The 19014-nt window shown below is 61.2% G+C and carries 20 protein-coding genes; 10 read left to right on the plus strand and 10 right to left on the minus strand.

Annotated elements, in window-relative coordinates:
• Positions 1-86: 86 nt before the first annotated feature.
• Positions 87-1280: a type VI secretion system tip protein TssI/VgrG gene (gene tssI / locus M5G17_RS26280; protein ID WP_273895776.1), complete on the minus strand. Its 1194-nt coding sequence runs from the start codon at positions 1278-1280 to the stop codon at positions 87-89.
• 115 nt (positions 1281-1395) lie between these two features.
• Entirely contained in the window at positions 1396-2499 is a 1104-nt protein-coding gene (locus M5G17_RS26285; RefSeq protein WP_273895777.1) for a polyamine ABC transporter substrate-binding protein, read from the minus strand.
• Between the two features lie 138 nt (positions 2500-2637).
• Here M5G17_RS26285 and M5G17_RS26290 point away from each other — a divergent pair, with 138 nt between their 5' ends.
• The 3 genes from M5G17_RS26290 to M5G17_RS26300 all read left to right on the plus strand — a co-directional run bounded on the left by M5G17_RS26290 (position 2638) and on the right by M5G17_RS26300 (position 5304).
• Positions 2638-3429 (plus strand): helix-turn-helix transcriptional regulator, encoded by a 792-nt coding sequence (locus M5G17_RS26290; RefSeq protein WP_273895778.1) that lies wholly within the window; start codon positions 2638-2640, stop codon positions 3427-3429.
• A 39-nt stretch (positions 3430-3468) separates the two neighbouring features.
• Positions 3469-4329: a LysR family transcriptional regulator gene (locus M5G17_RS26295; RefSeq protein WP_273895779.1), complete on the plus strand. Its 861-nt coding sequence runs from the start codon at positions 3469-3471 to the stop codon at positions 4327-4329.
• A gap of 99 nt (positions 4330-4428) precedes the next feature.
• Positions 4429-5304 (plus strand): LysR substrate-binding domain-containing protein, encoded by an 876-nt coding sequence (locus M5G17_RS26300; protein WP_130264152.1) that lies wholly within the window; start codon positions 4429-4431, stop codon positions 5302-5304.
• A 9-nt stretch (positions 5305-5313) separates the two neighbouring features.
• Here M5G17_RS26300 and M5G17_RS26305 read toward each other — a convergent pair whose 3' ends face one another.
• The gene (locus M5G17_RS26305; RefSeq protein ID WP_273895782.1) at positions 5314-6507 is read right to left on the minus strand and encodes a GGDEF domain-containing protein; all 1194 of its coding nucleotides are present in this window, start codon (positions 6505-6507) and stop codon (positions 5314-5316) included.
• A 183-nt stretch (positions 6508-6690) separates the two neighbouring features.
• Here M5G17_RS26305 and M5G17_RS26310 point away from each other — a divergent pair, with 183 nt between their 5' ends.
• Both M5G17_RS26310 and M5G17_RS26315 read left to right on the plus strand, forming a co-directional pair.
• A complete protein-coding gene (locus M5G17_RS26310) occupies positions 6691-7281 on the plus strand; it encodes a phosphorylase family protein (protein ID WP_273895783.1) in 591 nt (196 codons plus the stop codon).
• A gap of 128 nt (positions 7282-7409) precedes the next feature.
• Entirely contained in the window at positions 7410-8246 is an 837-nt protein-coding gene (locus tag M5G17_RS26315; RefSeq protein ID WP_273895785.1) for a 5'-nucleotidase, lipoprotein e(P4) family, read from the plus strand.
• 70 nt (positions 8247-8316) lie between these two features.
• Here the strand turns inward: M5G17_RS26315 and M5G17_RS26320 are convergent, their stop codons facing one another.
• The 3 genes from M5G17_RS26320 to M5G17_RS26330 form a co-directional block, all read right to left on the minus strand.
• Positions 8317-9153, minus strand: coding sequence for a bifunctional allantoicase/(S)-ureidoglycine aminohydrolase (locus M5G17_RS26320; RefSeq protein ID WP_273895786.1), 837 nt, complete (start codon positions 9151-9153; stop codon positions 8317-8319).
• A gap of 107 nt (positions 9154-9260) precedes the next feature.
• The gene (locus M5G17_RS26325; protein ID WP_273895788.1) at positions 9261-10460 is read right to left on the minus strand and encodes an amidohydrolase family protein; all 1200 of its coding nucleotides are present in this window, start codon (positions 10458-10460) and stop codon (positions 9261-9263) included.
• Between the two features lie 121 nt (positions 10461-10581).
• Positions 10582-11268, minus strand: a complete 687-nt coding sequence (locus M5G17_RS26330; protein WP_273895789.1) for a GntR family transcriptional regulator — start codon at positions 11266-11268, stop codon at positions 10582-10584.
• A gap of 461 nt (positions 11269-11729) precedes the next feature.
• On the opposite strand from M5G17_RS26330, the gene M5G17_RS26335 reads away from it, so the two are divergent.
• Both M5G17_RS26335 and M5G17_RS26340 read left to right on the plus strand, forming a co-directional pair.
• Complete coding sequence (locus M5G17_RS26335) at positions 11730-13247, plus strand: NCS1 family nucleobase:cation symporter-1 (protein WP_273895790.1); 1518 nt, start codon at positions 11730-11732, stop codon at positions 13245-13247.
• Between the two features lie 22 nt (positions 13248-13269).
• Positions 13270-13998: an aspartate/glutamate racemase family protein gene (locus tag M5G17_RS26340; RefSeq protein ID WP_273895791.1), complete on the plus strand. Its 729-nt coding sequence runs from the start codon at positions 13270-13272 to the stop codon at positions 13996-13998.
• Positions 13999-14108: 110 nt separating this feature from the next.
• Here M5G17_RS26340 and M5G17_RS26345 read toward each other — a convergent pair whose 3' ends face one another.
• Entirely contained in the window at positions 14109-14333 is a 225-nt protein-coding gene (locus M5G17_RS26345) for a hypothetical protein (RefSeq protein ID WP_273895793.1), read from the minus strand.
• 282 nt (positions 14334-14615) lie between these two features.
• Between M5G17_RS26345 and M5G17_RS26350 the strand changes: the two genes are divergently transcribed.
• Complete coding sequence (locus M5G17_RS26350; RefSeq protein WP_273895794.1) at positions 14616-14801, plus strand: hypothetical protein; 186 nt, start codon at positions 14616-14618, stop codon at positions 14799-14801.
• Between the two features lie 2 nt (positions 14802-14803).
• Complete coding sequence (locus M5G17_RS26355) at positions 14804-16069, plus strand: DUF4303 domain-containing protein (RefSeq protein ID WP_273895795.1); 1266 nt, start codon at positions 14804-14806, stop codon at positions 16067-16069.
• Here M5G17_RS26355 and M5G17_RS26360 read toward each other — a convergent pair.
• From M5G17_RS26360 to M5G17_RS26370, 3 genes are read right to left on the minus strand one after another with little or no spacing between them, the layout of a single operon-like run.
• A complete protein-coding gene (locus M5G17_RS26360) occupies positions 16005-16505 on the minus strand; it encodes a hypothetical protein (RefSeq protein ID WP_273895796.1) in 501 nt (166 codons plus the stop codon). The two genes, M5G17_RS26355 and M5G17_RS26360, sit on opposite strands and share 65 nt — an antisense overlap.
• Positions 16502-17833, minus strand: coding sequence for a sensor histidine kinase (locus M5G17_RS26365; RefSeq protein WP_273895797.1), 1332 nt, complete (start codon positions 17831-17833; stop codon positions 16502-16504). Before M5G17_RS26365 ends, M5G17_RS26360 begins: the two co-directional genes overlap by 4 nt.
• Positions 17830-18552 (minus strand): response regulator, encoded by a 723-nt coding sequence (locus M5G17_RS26370; RefSeq protein WP_273895798.1) that lies wholly within the window; start codon positions 18550-18552, stop codon positions 17830-17832. Before M5G17_RS26370 ends, M5G17_RS26365 begins: the two co-directional genes overlap by 4 nt.
• Positions 18553-18701: 149 nt before the next feature.
• Here M5G17_RS26370 and M5G17_RS26375 point away from each other — a divergent pair, with 149 nt between their 5' ends.
• On the plus strand, positions 18702-19013 hold the full coding sequence (locus M5G17_RS26375) for a hypothetical protein (RefSeq protein WP_273895799.1): 312 nt from the start codon (positions 18702-18704) through the stop codon (positions 19011-19013).
• Position 19014: the final 1 nt, after the last annotated feature.

A 19014-nucleotide genomic window follows, 5' to 3' on the forward strand; every position in this document is an offset into this window, starting at 1 on the left:
TTGCCCAAAACCATAGAATCCCCACAGAGATCGCGCAAGCTTTTTAGATTTTCATCAAGACAGTTGCTCCCACCCAGACATCCGCATTAGCGACAACACAGGCAACCGCTGACCAGCGGCTGATCGGGGTCGCTTTCGAAAAAGGTGACCATGACTTCCATACCCGTTCGAGGAGGCGTCATTTCACAACACCAATTGGAGGCCACCCTCAGCCAGCAACTGCTCTTGTCGTCAAATCTATCGTCGCGGTCCCAGGGGAGCTTGACCTTTATCCTGCCGAGGCGCCGATCACCCCGAATCTCTTCGTCTTCCACCGCGATGACGACAGCAGTCTGGTTGCTGGTCACCTGAGGTTTGTTGTGCGCCAAAGGCGGACGATAGAAGCGGTCCCATGGAAGCGCCATAAAGCGGTTGCGGTAACCCTGTTGAAAGTCATCCTCGTTGTCAGGGGGGGCACTGGCGACGTTCCCGCCTGATACCTGCGGTTGCTTGCCTTCGTGGATGACCTGAGTCAGTAGCCATGGGGCGTTCAACGCCTGGCGCGGATGGTCTGAGATTTCCAGCACATGGCCACTGGCTAAGCGGGTCTGGTCACTGTGCCCTTCAGCCTGACGACGGGTGAGGGGCCCCACACGCAGGTTGAGTCGACTGATCAGTGGCTGGTTGGTCACCCTGTCGTGCGCCTGTCCAAAAGCCGTGGGTTGCCCAATCCGGGGGAAAGCCGCTTGATCATCCGTAAAGACCAGCACGTGGCCTTGAGCACTGTGCTGGAAGTGAAAGTGGATACCTTCTTCTTCGCACAAGCGCTGAACAAAGTGCAAATCCGTTTCGCCGTACTGGGTGCAGTGGTCACGCGCGGGGTAGGTCGACCCTAGATCAAACCGATAGGCGTCGCCCACAATCCCGTGCTCTTCCAATACCAGGGCCACGATGTTCGGCACCGAGAACTGTTGATAGATCCTTTGGTTGATTCGGTGGCGCAAGTAAGACAGGTGCGGTACGAGGGCCAGGTTGTAGCGCTGAAAATGCTGATCATCCGCGCTTTGAACGATATGGTAGACCCGTCCGTGAATGCCGTTGCCCTCCGTATCGAAGCTCAGAAAAGCCTCGAGGTCGACGAGGTCTTCGATATCCAGTTCAGAGCGCTCGCTAACAAGCGCCACATTGAAGAAGTAAGGCCTGCTGATCGCCTCCTCTCCGTTGAATGCGAGCACTTGAAAGTCGTGCTCGACGCCGTTGATGGTCAAACTGAAGTGCGACTGATGGGCTGGGCTGAACATCCGCTGCTCCCTTTTTGCGCTGTAACGATCTGAGTATCACGAGCATGGCTGCTCGACCTTCGCCGAGGTAAAAGCAAAGGCTTGCAGTGAGCACCAGGCGACACATCACTTCAGATCACACACCACTCTTCACTTTGGTCCACACCCGTGTGCGGATTCGCTCCAACTTCAATGGCAGTGGCTCGAGTGGAATAAGTGTCGCGAGCGTCTTTTTGTCTGGATAAATCCAGGGGTTGTCTCGCAGCTTCTGTTCGACAAACGCAGTGGCGTTTTTATTTGCGTTAGGGTAGAGCGTGTGGTTTGACGTCTTGGCAATGATTTCTGGTCGCAGCATATAGTTGATAAACGCCATGCCCGCCTTGGGGTGGGGAGCGTCTTTTAGCAGAACCAGGTTTTCCGACCAGACCAGCGCGCCTTCGCGAGGCAGGCTGTAGGTGATCTTGCGTCCCGTGTTGGCCTTCTCGTTTATGGCCTGTGCAGCAAGGGCACCATTGGCCCATCCCACCACCGCACAAATATTGCCGTCGGCCAGGTCGGCGTCGATTCGGGATGAGTCGAAGTAGAGGACGTAGGGGCGGATTTTTAACAGCAGGGCTTGCGCTTTCTGGTAGTCCTCCGGGTTCCTGCTGTTACTAGGAAGCCCCAGGTAATGCAACGCAATTGAAATGATCTCACTGGGTGAGTCAAGCATTGCCACGCCACACGACTGGAGCTTGCTGATGTTTTCTTCTTTGAAGATCAAATCCCAGCTGTTCACCGGTGCATGCTCACCCAATGCCGCTTTGACTTTGTCAACGTCATAGCCAATGCCGGTAGTGCCCCATAAATACGGCACAGCGTAGCGATTGCCAGGGTCATTGACCGCAAGCTGAGCCAAGATATCAGGGTCAATGTGCGACAAGTTACTCAGTTGCTCACGATCCAACGGCTGGAGTACGCCGGCCTGGATCAGGCTTGGCAACACATTGGAGGTAGCTACCACCACGTCATACCCGGTGCGCCCGGCCATTACCTTGCTCTGCATGATGTCGGCGCTATCGAACGCATCCATATGCAGCCTGGTGCCGGTTTCCTGCTCGAACGCTTTTGGCGTCTCTGGGGCGAGAAGCCCGAACCAGTTATACAGGTACATCCCGGGCTCTGCGGCCGCCACTGAGGTGCTTATCCCTGCACAGATCAGCGAGGCCGATAAAAGCGTTCGCAAATGTGATTTTTTCATGCAACATCCTTGTCTAGACACTGTACCCTTCTGGCCATCCTAGGCCGTGGCAGTGACTATACCGGCCACTAGCGAATAGTAAATACCTACGAATACTTACCTCTGACCGAGCAATCCCTAACCCAAAAGGGGTAGAAAATGCCGTTCGACCTCCATAGTCTGGCGTGGCACCGATCGATTGGGAAGCTGATCATGCAGTTGAACCGTCCAGAGTTCTGGAGTTCTCTGGTGCGTGTATTGAATGAGTACGTGCAAATCGATAATTGGGTTGTACTGATTTTCAGCAACCAGCACGTGGACGTGGTGAGTCTTCCTGAGGTGGCAGATGCCGAAGAGGTAAACGCCTTTATCCATCGCTATGTGAAGGGGCTTTATCTGCTGGATCCGTTTTATATCGCGAACCGAGAAAACCCACAGAGTGGCTTCTTCCACTTGTTGGATATCGCGCCGGAATATTTTCTTGAAACCGAATACTATCATCAGTATTTTGCACAGTATATTTCGGAGGATGAGGTGCAGTATAATGTTCAGCTCGATTCCGATAGAGCGTTATGCCTTTCTGTGGGAAGTAAGGTTCGTTTTAGTCAAGAGCAGATAACTATGCTTGATATTATCAAGCCCTGGGTGACTGCGCTCATGCACCAGCGCATGTGTTTTGAAGTTGAGGCAGAGAAAAGTCTCGCTGAACCGCCGCCCTGGCAAGAAGCGATTGCCCAGCTTGGCACACAAATAACAACGCGTGAAAGTGATGTGCTCAGGTTGTTGTTGAGTGGCTTTTCTAACAAAGAAATAGCCGGAAAGCTCTCGCTGTCGGTGGAGACGATAAAGGTTCACCGCCGTAATATTTATGGCAAATTAAGTATCAAGTCGCAATCTGAATTGTTCGCTCGGTTTTTCATGCCGAAACACGATGTTTTTTCTACACGTTGAATATACTAGAATCTTACCCATCGAAAAAAACGATACCTCATGCGCTACTCCCCTGAAGCCCTCCATGCCTTCGTAGAAGCCGCCGCCCTAGGCTCCTTCTCCGCCGCCGCCCGCAAACTGCGCAAAAGCCAATCCACCATCAGCGCTGCCATCGCCAACCTCGAGGCGGACCTGGGTGTCAGCCTGTTCGACCGTCAGGCTCGCCAGCCGGTGCTGACCGAGGCCGGGCGCAAGGTGCTGGGGCATGTACAGGAGATCCTCGCCGCCAGCGAGCGGCTGGACCAGTTGAGCATTCGCCTGGCCGACCAGGTCGAGCCGCGGTTGACCATTGTCTTGTCCGATATGCATCAGTTCAGCCCGACCCACCAGGTGCTGCAGCGCTTCGAGCAGCGTTATCAGGACATCGAGCTTGAGTGCATGCTGGCCGAGGCGGGGGATGTCTTGAACCTGCTGCAAAGTGGCCGTGCGCACCTGGGGATTCTCGCCGCGCAACCGGGTTATCCGCCGGATGTGGCCGCCACGCGCTTGGCGGCCCAGGCGATGATGGGGATTTTTGTCGCGCGCGAGCATCCGCTGGCGCAGTTGCCGCAGCCGACCCAGGCGCACCTGGCCGGGCATCGTCAGTTGTACTTGAACACCTACACCGAGAGCGAAAACAAACCCCAGGGGCGGGTGTGGTCGGCGCCGGACTACTTGGGCTTGCTGGAGATGGCCGAGCAAGGTTTTGGCTGGGCCGAGCTGCCCCATGGCCTGGTCCGGCAGTATGGCCAGGGGCGGTTGAGCGAGCTTGCGTTGCGCGGCTGGCCACGGCCGATTGCAGTGGACGTGGCCTGGTCGAAACTGAACCCGCCGGGGCCGGCGGGGTTGTGGTTGCTCGATCTGCTGGTGCAAAGCAGCTAGGCGCTGGCGCCGGCCTCGCGGGGCCTCCTGGTGGGCGATTGCTCGCAGGGTCCGGCCATGTTAAAAGTTGGGTTCGTCATTTAGAAGTTAAATAAAAACATGTCTGTCAGTGAAAAATCGAATAGACCCTTGTTCGACCTCGACCTGTTGCGCGCGGTGGTCATGGTCAGCGACTGCGGCAGTTTCACCACGGCCGCGGCGCGCCTGCACTCGACTCAGTCGACGGTGAGCCAGAAGGTCCGGCGCCTGGAGGAGATGGTCGGGCACAAGCTACTTGAACGCGGCAATCGCGACGTGCTGCCCACGGACGCCGGGCAGACCTTGCTCGGCTACGCCCGGCAGATGCTGGCCTATAACGATGAAATGCTTGAGGCGATGTCTGGCGCCACGGTGGCAGTGACGGTGCGCCTGGGGGTGCCGGAGGACTTCGCCGCCGGGCGTACCACCCACTTGCTTTCGACCTTCAACCGCAAGCACCCGCAGGTCAAGCTGGAGGTCACCAGTGGCCTGTGCCGCGACCTGAGCAGCAGTTATGACAACGGTGAGCTGGACCTGATCTTGCTCAAGCAGCGGCGCAACAGCCGTGAGGCGGTGGCGTGCTGGCCGGAGAAGCTGCAATGGATCGACAGCGCCAAGAACCCGGCCTTCGACCAGGACCCGGTGCCGCTGGTGACCTTTCCGCCACGCGGGCTGTACCGCGACGACATGATCGGCGCCATCGAGCGCATGGGCCGGCGCTGGCGCATCAGTTTTACCAGCTCCAGCCTTAGCGGCCTGCAGGCGGCGGTAGCCAACGGCATGGGCATCAGCCTGCTGCCAAGGCGGGCGGTCACCAGCGAGCATCTGCAACTGACCGCGGCCCATGGCCTGCCGTCGATCGATGCCATGGAAGTTGCGATCATCCATCGGCCGACCGCGGACGCCATGGTCAAGGAGCTGGCCGCCGAGCTGGCGCGCACCTTAGCCAGCGAATAGGGCGCAGGCTCAGGCGCTACGGGCGGGCAGTGCTGGCACCGATTCACTCGGCGGCTGATACAACTGCACGCGGTTGCGGCCCTGGTGCTTGGCCCCGTACAAGGCGCTGTCGGCCATCGACAGCAGGCGCGACAGGTCGTGCTCGGCGGGGTTGCCGCTGCTGACGATACCGACGCTGACGCTCAACAGGCCAGGCTCGAGCAGCGGCCACTGGTAGAAGTGGTTGCAGATGCGCTGGGCCACGCGCAATGCCGTTGGCTCGTCGGTGTTGGCCAGCAGGCAGGCAAACTCTTCGCCGCCGATACGGCCGAACACATCTTCCTGGCGCACGCTCTGGCGGGTCACCTGGCTGAAGGCGATCAGCGCCTGGTCGCCGGTCTGGTGGCCGTAGACATCGTTGAGGCGCTTGAAGTGATCGAGGTCGCACAGCAGCAAGGCCACCGGCTGGCCGCGGCGGGCGCAGTTGGCCAGTAGTTGCTCGCCTTGCGCCATGAAAGCGCGGCGGTTGCCGATGCCGGTCAGCGGGTCGGCGTAGGCGGCGGCCTTGAACTTGAGCTCGGTGCGCTCGCGGACCATGGCCAGAGTCACGTAGGCAATGCCGATCGCGTAGAGCATCGACTCGAACAGCATGAACGAGAAGAACCCGGTGCCACTGCCAACGCCTGCAATCGCGTGCTGCAGCGACAGGCCATGGTCGGCGAGGGCGCGCACGGCGTAGAAGGCGGTGTGTATCACTATCAGCAGCATTGCCGGCAGATAGGCGACTTCAAGGCGTTGGCGCACGCGCCACAGCTCGAACATCGACAGCCCGCCATACACGCTGACCAGCAACGAATACAGGCTCACGCGCTGGCCGAGGTCTGCATAAAAGCTTGGGGTCAGGCCCCACGCGGCCCACAGCAACGCGCCGGCAGCGATGCCCGGCACGTGCGGTGCGCGCCCGGCGAACACACGCATGGAGGTCCAGTTCAGCGCTGCCGCCAGCAACAGCACGATATTGCCCAGGACCAGGGCGACGAACTCGTAGACGATGCCGCGCAGGCTGATCAGGGTAACGCCAAGGGCGGCCAACAGCAGCATGCCGCCCAGGTAACCGAGGGTTTGCTCGCGCACGCCACGGCTCCAGGCATGCAGGGTCAGCAGGCCCATCAGGGCAAATATGAAAACCGCTACCAGCAGCAGGGTCGGGATGCTCAGCAGCACGTGTATCGTTCTCCGCAAACGGCCTTGCGGCCAACTGGCCAGCGCCGGTTTTCAGCGGCATGCTAGCGGAGCAGGTATCACTTTGCCAGTATCGTGCTGGCTTGCGGTGCGCAAGCTTGCGTCCAGACGGTGCTTGGCCTAGATTTGCACCGCTCTCTGCTGCCCATTTGGAACCCTTGCGTAATGATGCTGACCCAGCAATTTCCCGATATTTCCCTGGACGACACCCTGTTCGTTTTTGCCCTTGAGGCTGAGGCCGGCGAGCTGTTCAGCGAGATGAACACAGTGTTCACCGGCATCGGTAAGGTCAATGCCGCGATCGCTTTGACCAAGGCCATTTACCAGCGCAAGCCCAAGCTGATCGTCAACCTTGGCTCCGCGGGCAGCCGCGGCCATGGCAAGGGTGCGCTGGTCTGCTGCACGCGTTTCGTGCAGCGCGACATGGACGTCACGCCGCTGGGGTTCGCCCGGTATGAGACGCCGTTTGCGGATATCCCGGTGCTGCTCGAGCACGGTGAGCCCATCGCGGGATTGCCCCTGGGTACCTGTGGCAGCGGCGACAGTTTCGAAACCAGTCACGGTGATGCCCCGTACGACATCGTCGACATGGAGGCTTACGTGCTGGCGCTGATCGCGCGCAACGAAGGTATTGCGTTTCTGTGCCTGAAGTACATTTCCGATGACGCTGGCAGCGACGCCGCAGATGACTGGTCGGTGCAAGTGCACCTAGCCGCCGAAGCCTTCAAGCGGGTGCTGTTCAGCAGCCCGGGCTGATCAAGATGCGCGGGTGCGCCACATTGTTGCAGCCGCGCGTCGTGTCGATTGTGATGCTTTGCTGGCTGGGGTATGAGTAGCCCAACTCCCGCCGCCCAAGAGCGGGAGATCACAAGGAAAGCCCCCCGATGCTTCAGCTCAAGAATGCGATCTCCCTGGCCGCTTTGTTGCTGGCCGCCCCCCTGGTGCATGCCCAGGCGCCCGCTGGCGAACCCGCCGTTGTGCGCTCCAACCTGCTGGTCGATGCGGTGGCCTGGCGCCAGACCGCTGCGGAATTCCGCGCGCTGTACTACCAGGGTTTCAACGTCGCCAAGGCGCGCCTGGACCAGGCCCTGGCCAACCAGAAGCCCGGCGACAAGAAGCCTGCGATCATCAGTGATATCGACGACACCATTCTCAGCAGCAACACCTACTGGGGCTTTCTGATCGGCCAGGACAAGGAGTTTTTCGATGACGCGGTGTGGGACCGCTGGGTGGCCGCCAACGGCCCGACCCTGACCCCGGGGGCGCTGGAGTTTCTGGACTATGCCAAATCGCGCGGGGTGGAGATCTTCTACGTTTCCAGCCGCGACCAGGGCGACAAGACCTACGAATATGCGCTCAACAACCTGCGCGCGCTCAAGGTGCCGTACGCGGATGAGGCCCACGTCACCATCCTGCGCGAAAGCTCGAACAAGGAGCCGGCCCAGCACAAGATTGCCGAGCAGTACAACGTGCTGCTGATGCTTGGTGACAACCTCAACGACTTCGAGCGCAGCTTCTATGTCGATAACGTCGACAAGCGCGCGCAGCTGGTCGACGCCAGCCGCAGCAAGTTCGGCGGCCAGTACATCATCTTCCCCAACCCCACCGACGGCCATTGGCTCAAGGCCATCTTCGGCGAGTCGGAGCCCGCCGACACCCCGGCCAACCGGGCCAAGTTCCGTGAGGCGGCAGAGCGGGGCGCCTGGAAACCGGCCAGCTGATTGCCTGGCGCAGGCACAAAAAAAACCGCAGGCCATACGGCCTGCGGGATTTTTCATGCAACCGTGAAACTTAGCGCTGCGGGTTGAGCACCAGGTTCATGTGACGGTTTACATCCTTGTACAGCAGGTAGCGGAACGGGCCCGGGCCGCCGGAGTAGCAAGCTTGCGGGCAGAAGGCGCGCAGCCACATGAAGTCGCCGGCTTCGACCTCGACCCAGTCCTGGTTCAGGCGGTAGACGGCTTTGCCTTCGAGCACGTACAGGCCGTGCTCCATGACGTGGGTTTCAGCGAACGGAATCACGCCGCCCGGCTGGAAGGTGACGATGTTGACGTGCATGTCGTGGCGCATGTCGGCCATGTCGACGAAGCGGGTGGTGACCCAGGCGCCATCGGTGCCCGGCATCGGGATTGGCGCGATGTCTTTTTCGTTGGTGACAAAGGCTTCGGGCAGGGCCAGGCCTTCAACCACCTGGTAGTGCTTGCGGATCCAGTGGAAGGTGACGTTCTTGCCACTGTTGTTGCGCAGGCTCCACTCGGCGGCCGGTGGGATGAAAGCGTAGCCGCCTTCTTTGAGGGTGTGCGGCTTGCCTTGCAGGGTGATGTCGATTTCACCTTCGACCACGAACAGTACCGCTTCGGCGTTCTGGTCCAGCTCCGGACGTTCGCTGCCGCCTTCTGGCGCGACTTCGACGATGTACTGCGAGAAGGTTTCCGAGAAGCCGGTCAGCGGGCGGGCGATGACCCACATGCGCATCTTGTCCCAGAACGGCAGGTGGCTGGTGACGATGTCACGCATCACGCCTTTGGGGATGACCGCGTAGGCCTCGGTGAACATGGCACGGTCGGTCAGCAGTTCGGTCTGCGCCGGATGGCCGCCGTGGGGAGCGTAGTAATTGGACTTCGACATGGAACACCTTCTGTCGTTGTTGTTCTGGGGTTTTGTGTTGCATCGCCTGGGTGTTGCCCCGAGCGATTGTCTTTCTCTGCGGCGCAAGCCTGCAGAAAGGTATTCGGTCAGCCGCTGTGCACCTCGAAATGCAGCGTCGGCGCTGGTGCAATCAACTGGCCGCGGCGTACCAGGCGACGCTCAGCGGGTGCGGCGGCGACTGCGGCGGCGCCGTTGTCAGCCTTGAGCACGATAAAGGTCGCTTCATTGCCCACCTTCAGACCGTAGTCGCTTTTGCCCAGCACTGCCGCGCCCGCGGTGGTAGCCATGGCCAGGGCCACATTCAAGTCGTCATCACGGTAGAAACCTGAGCGGTAGCCGATGAGCATGGCGCGCTGGAGCATGTCGGCGTTGCCGTAGGGCCACCAGGCATCGCGAATGTTGTCGTTGCCGGCGAACAGGTTCACCCCGGCGGCGCGCAGGCGCAAAATCGGCGGGAAGTCATGATCGCCCGGGGCGTTGGTCATGATCGCCACTCCGGCTTCGGCAAGGGTGCTGGCGATGCGGGCCAGCACCTCATCGTCGACCTGGCCCAGGGCATAGGCATGGCTGACTGCGACCCGGCCATTGAGGCCTGCGGCACGTGTGCGGGCGGCGATCCGTTGCAGTTGCTCGATGCCTTGCTGGCCGGGTTCGTGCAGGTGGATATCCACTTTCACGCCATGGCGTTCGGCAATCCCGAAGACCACATTGAGCTGCCCGTCGGCGTCGCCGTCGAGGGTAGTGGGGTCGATGCCGCCGATCACGTCGGCGCCTTCACGGATCGCCGCCTCCAGTACTTCGGCGGTGCCGGGGCAGGACATCACCCCGGCTTGGGGGAAGGCCACCAGCTCGATATCGACGATGCCGCGCCACTTCTCCCGCGCCTCCAGCAGCGCCTGCAGGTGGCGCAGGCCGGTGGTGGCGTCGACGTCGACATGGCAGCGCATGGCCACGGTGCCGAACGACACCGCCTGGCGGATCAGCGCCTCGGCCCGCTCAAGCATCGGTGGGGCGCAGGCCAGTTCGCGTTTTTCGATGGTCAGGCGTTCACGCAGGCTGCCGGCAGGCTGATGCGGGTGCCAGCGGTCGCCGACAAAGCTCTTGTCCAGGTGGATGTGACCGTCAATCAAGCCTGGCAGCACCAGGTGCCCGGCCAGGTCGATGACCTCGGCACCTACACTAGCCGGCCGCTCGCGGCCCAGGCTGACAATGCGCCCGTCGGCAACCGCGAGGTTGAGCGGGCTGCCATCGGCAGCAACAGCGTTGACGAATACACGATCGATCATTTTCCAGCCCTTTGCCTGCTACTGATTCACACCCTATAGAAAGACCGTACCTATCCACAAATTAAATATTGGAATCGGTTTCAGTGGATTTATGAATGTGAAAACAGGGCTGCGGTGCTGGTTAGCCGAGCAGGTGCTTGAGTGGGTGGTAGTCGGCCTTGAGGGTTTGCGTGGCCTTGAGAATCGCTTCTTCGATGCCGCGCAAATGGGTGCACACAAGGTCGATGGCCGCGGCCTGGTCACCGGCTTCGATAAAGCCCAGCAAGCGCAGGTGCTCGTTGCCGCGGCAGGCCTCATGGCGCTCGTCATCCAGGGTCGAGGCGTACAGCGAGCCGCGTTCGATCAGTTTGCGGAACCAGTCGAGCAGCACCGGGTTGTCGAGCACCTCGGCCAGGCGCAGGTGGAACTCGCCGAGCAGGTGAACGTAGCGGGCGTGATCGCCGGCGTCGGCGGCGGCTTCTTCTTCGCTGACATGCTGGTGCAGCGGGGCGAGGATGGTGGGGTCGGCGCGTCGGCACAGTTCGGTGACGATGCCGATTTCGATCAAGCGGCGGGTTTCGAATACCGAACGGATGTCATCGTCGCTGGGCAGCGATACCCAGGCGCCCTTGTTCAGTTCGGTAGACACCAGGCCGTCGGCTTCCAGTTGCTTGAGGGCGGCGCGCACCGAGGTGCGGCTGACCTTGAACAGTTCGGCCAACGACGACTCACCCAGCTTCATGCCGGGGCGCAAGGTGCGTTTTCTGATGGCCTCGTGAACCCCTTGGTAGACGCGCTCTACCGTGGATGCGGGGTGTTTTTCCGTCATTACCAGCTCCGATATGCCTTGACCTTATAAGCATGCCGTAAATGTGGGCTATCTGCACCATTCTGTGCTTATGGGTTGTTGTATGCATCTATGCGTTGGTTGTGTGTACTTTGGTATCAGTTTAGTGTGTACATATTTATTGCGCCGTTACCAGGCTTCTCAGTTTTCCCTCTCCTGTGATTGACCGTTCGGTCAGCTAAATCAGCCTTTCAGCACCTCATCGAAAAATTTTTTCTAGATAAAAATCAATTAGATACCTGATTTAGCAGCCGGCGGAAGATTGTTCGTCGCACTCCATTTGGCATGCATATTGTTCAGCGAAAATCGTAATACAAAAATTGTATGCAATATTTGTATGCATCGGCGCAGGGCAGCGCCAACACTGCGGTCCCACTCTTCAAATCCAACAATAATTGCTGCAGCACCTTGATTCAGAGGGCTGCAGAAGGAGCTCGGGGAACATGCAATTGGACACCTCCAACCCGCTGCAAACCGCCTACCTGCCGCCGCAGGCCGTATCAGCCGAGGCAGGGGCCCTGAGCCCCCGGCTGCACAATGCCGACCTGGCGCCGACCAAGGCCGAAGGCCGCCGCTGGGGCGGTTACAGCATCTTTGCCTTGTGGACCAACGATGTGCACAACATCGCCAACTATTCCTTTGCCATGGGCCTGTTCGCCCTCGGCCTGTCCGGATGGCAGATGCTCGCGGCGCTGAGCATCGGCGCCGTGCTGGTGTACTTTTTCATGAACCTGTCCGGCTACATGGGCCAGAAAACCGGGGTGCCGTTCCCGGTGATCAGCCGCATGAGCTTTGGCATCTACGGTGCGCAGTTGCCGGCGATCATTCGCGCGGTGATCGCCATTGCCTGGTTCGGCATCCAGACCTACCTGGCCTCGGTGGTATTGCGGGTGCTGCTGGTGGCGGTGGCGCCGGACCTGGCACGCTTCGATCACGATTCAATTCTTGGCCTGTCCAGCCTTGGCTGGGCGAGCTTTGTCGCCATCTGGCTGGTGCAACTGGTGATCCTCGCCTTCGGCATGGAGATGGTGCGCAAGTACGAGTCCTTCGCCGGGCCCGTGATTCTTTCAACCGTGCTGATCCTGGCAATCTGGATGTACCTGCGGGTCGATGGCCAGCTGACCTGGTCGGTGGGGGAGCCGCTGACCGGCTGGGCGATGTGGACCCAGGTGTTTGCCGGTGGTGCGTTGTGGCTGGCGATCTACGGCACGCTGATCCTCAACTTCTGCGACTTTGCCCGTTCAGCGCCGTGCCGCAAGACCATTCGCGTTGGCAACTTCTGGGGCCTGCCGGTGAATATCCTGGTGTTTGCGGTGATCAGCTTCGTGCTCGCCGGGGCGCAGTTCAGCATCGATGGCCGGGTGATCGACAGCCCGACCCAGATCGTTGCCGCGATCCCCGACAAGACCTTCCTGGTCCTGGGTTGCCTGGCCTTTCTGATCGTTACCGTGGCGGTGAACATCATGGCCAACTTCGTGGCACCGGCCTTTGTGCTGTCGAGCCTGGCGCCGAGCCGCCTGAACTTTCGCCGCGCCGGTTTGATCAGCGCCACCCTGGCGGTGCTGATCCTGCCGTGGAACCTCTACAACAGCCCGCTGGTGATCGTTTACTTCCTCTCCGGCCTGGGCGCGCTGCTGGGGCCGCTGTACGGAATCATCATGGTCGACTACTGGCTGATCCGCAGGGCTCAGGTGCATGTGCCGGACCTGTACAGCGAAGCCGCCAGCGGCACCTACCACTACACCCGCGGGGTCAACTACAAGGCAGTGGCGGCCCTGGTGCCCTCGGCCATTGCCGCCGTGGTGCTGTCGCTGGTGCCGGCCTTCAGCGCCCTGACGCCGTTCTCCTGGTTCTTCGGCGCCGCCATTGCCGGCGGCGTGTACTACCTGATTTCCGATCGCAACAAACACTACGTGGACTGTTCCGGCGAGCACATTGCCGTCGACAGCGCCCAGCACTGAGTTCTGCACAAGGAATACCGCAATGAGAATACTGGTCGTAAACGTCAACACCACCGTGTCGATTACCGACGCCATCGCCCGCCAGGCCCGCAGCGTGGCCTCGCCCGGTACCGAGATCGTCGGCCTGACCCCGCGCTTTGGCGCAGAGTCGGTGGAGGGCAACTTCGAAAGTTACCTGGCGGCGGTGGCGGTGATGGAGCGGGTGCTCAGCTATGACCAGCCGTTCGATGCGGTGATCCAGGCCGGGTATGGCGAGCATGGCCGTGAAGGCTTGCAGGAGTTGCTCAATGTGCCGGTGGTGGATATCACCGAGGCGGCGGCCAGTGTGGCCATGTTGCTGGGCCATCGCTACTCGGTGGTCACTACCCTGGACCGCACGGTGCCGCTGATCGAGGACCGCCTGAAACTGGCCGGGCTGGACAGCCGCTGCGCCTCGGTGCGTGCCAGTGGGCTGGCAGTGCTGGAGCTGGAAGAAGACCCGCAGCGGGCCATCGAGTCGGTGGTGGCTGAGGCCGAGAAGGCGGTGCAGTTTGACAAGGCCGAAGTGATTTGCCTGGGCTGTGGCGGCATGGTCGGGCTGGAGGAGCAGATCCAGGCGCGCACCGGGGTGCCGGTGGTGGATGGGGTAACGGCGGCGGTGGCGTTGGCGGAATCGCTGGTGCGCTTGAAGTTGACTACGTCCAAAGTGCGGACCTATGCGCAGCCGCGGGCCAAGCAGATTGTGGGGTGGCCTCGGGCTTTGCTGGGATAGGGGGAAATTGGCGCTGCGTTTGGTGAGCTGTGGGAGCGGGCTTGCCCCGCGATGACGTTGTGCCAGCCCCATCGCATCGTGGGGCGTAAGCTTAACGGTGTTTGTGCCGATCAATCGTCATCATAGCGATCGCGACGGCGGTCATGGTCGTAGTTGCGGTAGCGGTCGTCATCGCGATAGCGCTTATCGTAGCGGCGATAGTCGTGGTCGTCGCGGTCATCCCAGTCGCGGGAGTAACGATGGTCACGGTCGCCACGGCCGTAATCGTGGTGGTAGCAGCCGGAGGCGGCCAGTACGCTGGTGATCACGGCGATTTGCGTCAGCTGTTTCAGCACTGAGGTCCTTGATCCGCAGGGCGGTAGGGAAGGTACAAACTCAGACTGCGTTTGCAGGATTTTGTTTCCCCGTAGGCGCCGTATTTTGCAGCAACAAAAAAGGCCCACCGAGGTGGGCCAAACGTTCTGAAGGGAGGCGTTCAGGATAGTGCTCGCTGGGTTAAGCCGTCGTTAAAGCCTTGCGCAAAGTTGACAGACATCGATGTCTAGGCCAAGTTGGCCGCCTTCAAGCCTGACCTCGGTCGGGCTTTTGTTTTTTACTGGCAGGGATGTCGATCGATCGTGAAGTTTTTCAAGAAAGCTGTGTGGTTTGTTCTGTGCATTACCTCTGGCATTGTCATGGGCACCGGGCTGTTTCAGTTCGTCGAGCCCGGTGGCAATACCGACCTGGGCGCGATGCTGGTGATGATTGCCTTTTTCATGGGCTACTTTCTGCGTCCGCAGCGAGCACGGCGAGTGGTGCACTGACCATGGACTGGAAAGCCCTGGAAAACAGCCTGATCGACTCGGCCCGGGCAACGCTTGAGGCGCTGCTTGCCGAAGGTGTCGCCCCCCTTTACGCCGCCGCTTTTCATGCCAGCTACCGCGAAGAGGAGCGGGTCATCGACTTGCCGTCGTTTGCGGCCAACAGCCTGGTGGCGCTTGATGAGGATCATCCCCGGCGCAAGCAGGAAGGTTTCTGGGGCGTGCGCTGGAACCCGGCGGACTGGCGCTGGGACTGGCAGCTGGACGATTACGCCAACGCAGCGCTGAGTGCACTGGATGAGCCGCTGCAGACCTATGCCAATCGCGCCGGGCCTGATGCCTGGCAAGCTGCCGAGCAGCGCTTTCTGAGGACCGTAGCGCGCGCCGCCAAGGCCCTGAACCGTATCTATGCTAAAGATCCACGGGTGGCGAAGGACTTCATTGTGTTTTTCCATGATGAGTACGGCGGCCCGGAGCTTGCGGCCAAAAGCCTTTCGCCACGACAGTTTCTGCAGCATTTTCCTGAGCAGGATTTCACCGAACAGGAGCGTCGACGCGTTGCAGCGCTCGCAGAAGATCAACAGGTGAGCTACTACCTCAGTTGCCTTTCGCGTCCTCAGCCTATTGACGCTGAGGAGGCGAGCCGCTGGCTGATTGCCCGTGGCGCCAGCGCAACGGCGGCGTTGCTGCACCGGCTGCAAAAGGGCCCGGACCGATGGCGGGCGGCGATGATTCTGGGCCTGGCCGGGGTGGCCGACACGGCGGCAATAGTGGCGCTGCGTGGGCAAGTGGTGGATGGCAAAGAACCCAGCACGCGCAACTGGAGTGCCAGCGCGTTGGGTTACCTCGGCGATGTTGACTGGCTGCTGGCGCAGGCGGCTGATCCGCAGTTGGCGACCTTCGCGGTGGCCGGCTGCTGCGCCAACCTCAGGGCTTTTCGCGATCAGGGCGCGCAGGGGCTGGTCGTGGATTACCGGCCCCTCGAAACCCTGCTGCAGCGCCATCCGCAGTGTGCAGGGGACGTGGAGCAGACGATCAAACCAGGCTCCAGCTACTGCACCATCAGCAACGACGATATCGAGGAAGTGGTGCGCGGTCTGGCGTCCGAGCATGTCGCCATTCGCCGCCATGCTGCCTGTGTGCTGGATAACCGTCGCCTGGGCAAGCGCAAACTGGCGCCGGCGCTGATCGCGTTGCGCGCGTGCCTCAATGATCCGGACCCGAAGGTGGTGTACCTGGCAGGCCTGACCCTGGACTCGCTGCAACGTTGAGGTGCGGTGGGCGCGGATTCATTATGCGCCTGACGCCGCACCCAGCCACCCAGGCAAACGACAACAACCACAGGTAATACCCCCAGGTATAACCGGTGACGACAAACCGGCCGTCCTCATCCTGCCAGGTCACCAGTTGCCACTGCACCGACAGCCCCGCGAGCAAGGCGAGCAGGGCGTAGATCAGGCTGCGGGTGGCGCTGCGGCTGCGATAGGCGGCCAGGAACAAGGGGTTGGCCAGCCAGGCGGGGTAGCCGTAAAGCACTGCTGGCAAGCCCAGGATCAAGGCCATGAAGCCGGAGTTGGTGCTTTGGCTGTACACCTCGAGCAGCCAGTTGTGATCGTCGTTATGTACCGCCGGGAGCACCAGGCTCAACAGGTACAGGGCCAGGCCCAAGTCGCGCAGCTCGGGCTGCCGTGGTCGCCATTTGCTCATCGTGGCAACTCGATACGTGCCCGCAGGCCACCACCCTGGCGGTTGCTCAGCAGCAACTCGCCGCCTTGCTCACGCACCGCCGAGCGCGCCGACGACAATCCCAGGCCAACGCCTCCGGTGTCGCGGTTGCGCGAGGACTCCAGGCGAAAGAACGGCATGAATACCTGTTCCAGCGAGGCTTCGGGGATACCCGGGCCGCGGTCGCTGATTTCGATGACGATGCCATGGGCACTGCTGCTCAACCGCACCTGGGGCTCGCACGCGTATTTCAGGGCATTTTCCAGCAAGTTGGTCACGGCGCGTTTCAAGCCCAGGGGCCGCCCGTTGAACACCAGGTTGGCGGGCCCGCTGAATGCCACATTGATCTGCTGGTCGCGGTAGTCGTCGATCAAGGTTTGCAGCAGCTCGGCGAGGTCGAACGGGGTGGTTTCCTCCAGCCGGGTCTCGTCACGGAAGAACCCCAGCGCCGCATTGATCATGCTCTGCATTTCATCGACGTCACGAAACAGCTTGCGCTGTTGTTCCGGGTCGTCGATGAACTCGCCACGCAGGCGCATGCGCGTCAAGGGGGCGCGCAGGTCATGGGAGATGGCTGCGAGCATTTGCGTGCGTTCGGCGACGAAGTGCTGGATTTGCGCCTGCATGGTGTTGAAGGCGGTGATCGCCTGGCGCCATTCGTGCGGGCCTTCAAGGCCAATGGGCGGTGCGCGAAAATCACTGCCAAAGCGCCGCGCCGCCCGGGCAAAACGCTGCAGCGGGCCGGCCAGCTGACGGGTGCCGACCCAGGCCACCAGCAATGCGGCAACCAGCGCCAGCACGCCGATGATGGTAAAGCGCAGGGCTGAACTCAGGCCCCAACTGCGGTAAGGCGGGGTGAAGGCCAGCCAGCTGCCGTCGTTGATCTGCATGACCAGTTTGTAATGGGCATCGGGGCTGTCCGCTGGCCAGTCGCTGGGCTGGAAGCCTTCCAGGTGGCGCGGGCTATCGGCCAGCAAGCGCTGCAGAGGCGGGGCTTGCTCCAGGGTAATGCGCGCACCAGGCCCAGGTAGTTGCAGGTCGGCGCGCTGGTGGCTCCACTGCACCTGCAGCAGCGGGTTGCTGGCCGCAGCGGCCAGCGTCGGGCGCAGCTCGGGCGGCGCGGCTTCGAGGGTGCGGGTGGTGATGGCGATCTGTTCCAGCAGGCCGGTCTGGCCCAGCGGCGGGCGCGCCCACACCCCGGCCAGTTGCACGAACAGCACGTTGAGTGCCACCGAAGTCAGCATCGCGACAATGATGGTCAGGGCGATGCGCCGGCTGATGCTGTCGCGGCGCAGGTCGAGGCGGATCATGAGCGGCTGACCTTGGCACTGAACAGGTAACCGCCGTTGCGCACCGTGCGGATCAGCTCCGGACGCTTGCTGTCGGGCTCGATCTTGCGCCGCAGGCGGCTGACCTGCACATCGATGCTGCGGTCAAAGGCTTCGTGGCCCTGGCCGCGGGCGAGGTCGATCAACTGTTCGCGGGTGAGGATGCGCTGCGGATGCTCAAGGAACACCAGCAGCAGGTCGAACTCGCCGGCCGACAACGGCACCATCACCCCTTCGGGCGTGCGCAGTTCACGCCGGGTCACGTCCAGTTGCCAGTTGTCGAAGTGGATCACCGGCCGGCTTTCTTCGCTGGCCGGCCGCAGTTGCTCCCCGGCCCGGCGCTGCACCGCCCGCAGGCGCGCGAGCAGCTCGCGGGCATCGAAGGGTTTGCCCAGGTAGTCGTCGGCGCCCAGCTCAAGGCCGACGATACGATCGCTCAGTTCATCCATGGCGGTGAGCATGACGATCGGGATGCCGGTGTTGGCCCGCAGTTTCTGGCACAGGCTCAGGCCGCCTTCGCCGGGCAGCATCAGGTCGAGGATGATGATGTCCGGGCGATTGAGTTCAATGGCGGCCCACATGGCATCGCCATTGCCGGCCAGGTCGACGTCGTAGCCGTGGCGAAGAAAGAACTTCTTCAGCAGGGCGCAAATTTCCATGTCGTCATCGACAATCAGCAGTCTGCTCACGTTGTGGTCCATGGGCGTGAAAAGTGCATATCTAAAACCATTCTGCGCTGGCGGTCATATATTTCAATCTCGCAATAATCCTGCCGGCCTGACACAAACGGGACATCTGCCAGCAAAAGCCGGAGCGCACTCTGTGGCCAGTTCAAACCAGGGAGTTCTCCATGCCGGCTACACACCCGATCGACAGCTTCGACAGCAGCCAGTACTTGACCCTCGACCTGCGCACCCAGGAGCTCTGGCGCAATGCGCTGCTCAGCTACCAGGACTCGCGGCTGGGCTTGTCCAGCGATGGCAGGCACATGGTCCTGAGCCATTATTTTGAGCGCTACAGCCCGACCAGCAACCAGTGGATGGAGTACAGCTACAAGATCCCCCTGGCTGAACTGGTGCACTGGATCATGAGCCAGGGTGAGCTGCACGTCGACCGTTCCACCACCACGCCGACCCCGGCCAACGACGGCTTTGGAGGCTGAG

It is taken from the genome of Pseudomonas rubra, from assembly GCF_028656935.1.
GTDB classification, from domain to species: domain Bacteria; phylum Pseudomonadota; class Gammaproteobacteria; order Pseudomonadales; family Pseudomonadaceae; genus Aquipseudomonas; species Aquipseudomonas rubra.

Bases quoted from the DNA above. Each gene is read 5' to 3' on its own strand.
- M5G17_RS26355 (WP_273895795.1), top strand. From the start codon at position 14,804: ATGGACTGGAAAGCCCTGGAAAACAGCCTGATCGACTCGGCCCGGGCA.
- M5G17_RS26310 (WP_273895783.1), top strand. From the start codon at position 6,691: ATGATGCTGACCCAGCAATTTCCCGATATTTCCCTGGACGACACCCTG.
- M5G17_RS26330 (WP_273895789.1), bottom strand. From the start codon at position 11,268: ATGACGGAAAAACACCCCGCATCCACGGTAGAGCGCGTCTACCAAGGG.
- M5G17_RS26290 (WP_273895778.1), top strand. From the start codon at position 2,638: ATGCCGTTCGACCTCCATAGTCTGGCGTGGCACCGATCGATTGGGAAG.
- M5G17_RS26365 (WP_273895797.1), bottom strand. From the start codon at position 17,833: ATGATCCGCCTCGACCTGCGCCGCGACAGCATCAGCCGGCGCATCGCC.
- M5G17_RS26285 (WP_273895777.1), bottom strand. From the start codon at position 2,499: ATGAAAAAATCACATTTGCGAACGCTTTTATCGGCCTCGCTGATCTGT.
- M5G17_RS26295 (WP_273895779.1), top strand. From the start codon at position 3,469: ATGCGCTACTCCCCTGAAGCCCTCCATGCCTTCGTAGAAGCCGCCGCC.
- tssI (WP_273895776.1), bottom strand. From the start codon at position 1,280: ATGTTCAGCCCAGCCCATCAGTCGCACTTCAGTTTGACCATCAACGGC.
- M5G17_RS26340 (WP_273895791.1), top strand. From the start codon at position 13,270: ATGAGAATACTGGTCGTAAACGTCAACACCACCGTGTCGATTACCGAC.
- M5G17_RS26325 (WP_273895788.1), bottom strand. From the start codon at position 10,460: ATGATCGATCGTGTATTCGTCAACGCTGTTGCTGCCGATGGCAGCCCG.
- M5G17_RS26370 (WP_273895798.1), bottom strand. From the start codon at position 18,552: ATGGACCACAACGTGAGCAGACTGCTGATTGTCGATGACGACATGGAA.
- M5G17_RS26360 (WP_273895796.1), bottom strand. From the start codon at position 16,505: ATGAGCAAATGGCGACCACGGCAGCCCGAGCTGCGCGACTTGGGCCTG.
- M5G17_RS26335 (WP_273895790.1), top strand. From the start codon at position 11,730: ATGCAATTGGACACCTCCAACCCGCTGCAAACCGCCTACCTGCCGCCG.
- M5G17_RS26320 (WP_273895786.1), bottom strand. From the start codon at position 9,153: ATGTCGAAGTCCAATTACTACGCTCCCCACGGCGGCCATCCGGCGCAG.
- M5G17_RS26300 (WP_130264152.1), top strand. From the start codon at position 4,429: ATGTCTGTCAGTGAAAAATCGAATAGACCCTTGTTCGACCTCGACCTG.
- M5G17_RS26315 (WP_273895785.1), top strand. From the start codon at position 7,410: ATGCTTCAGCTCAAGAATGCGATCTCCCTGGCCGCTTTGTTGCTGGCC.
- M5G17_RS26375 (WP_273895799.1), top strand. From the start codon at position 18,702: ATGCCGGCTACACACCCGATCGACAGCTTCGACAGCAGCCAGTACTTG.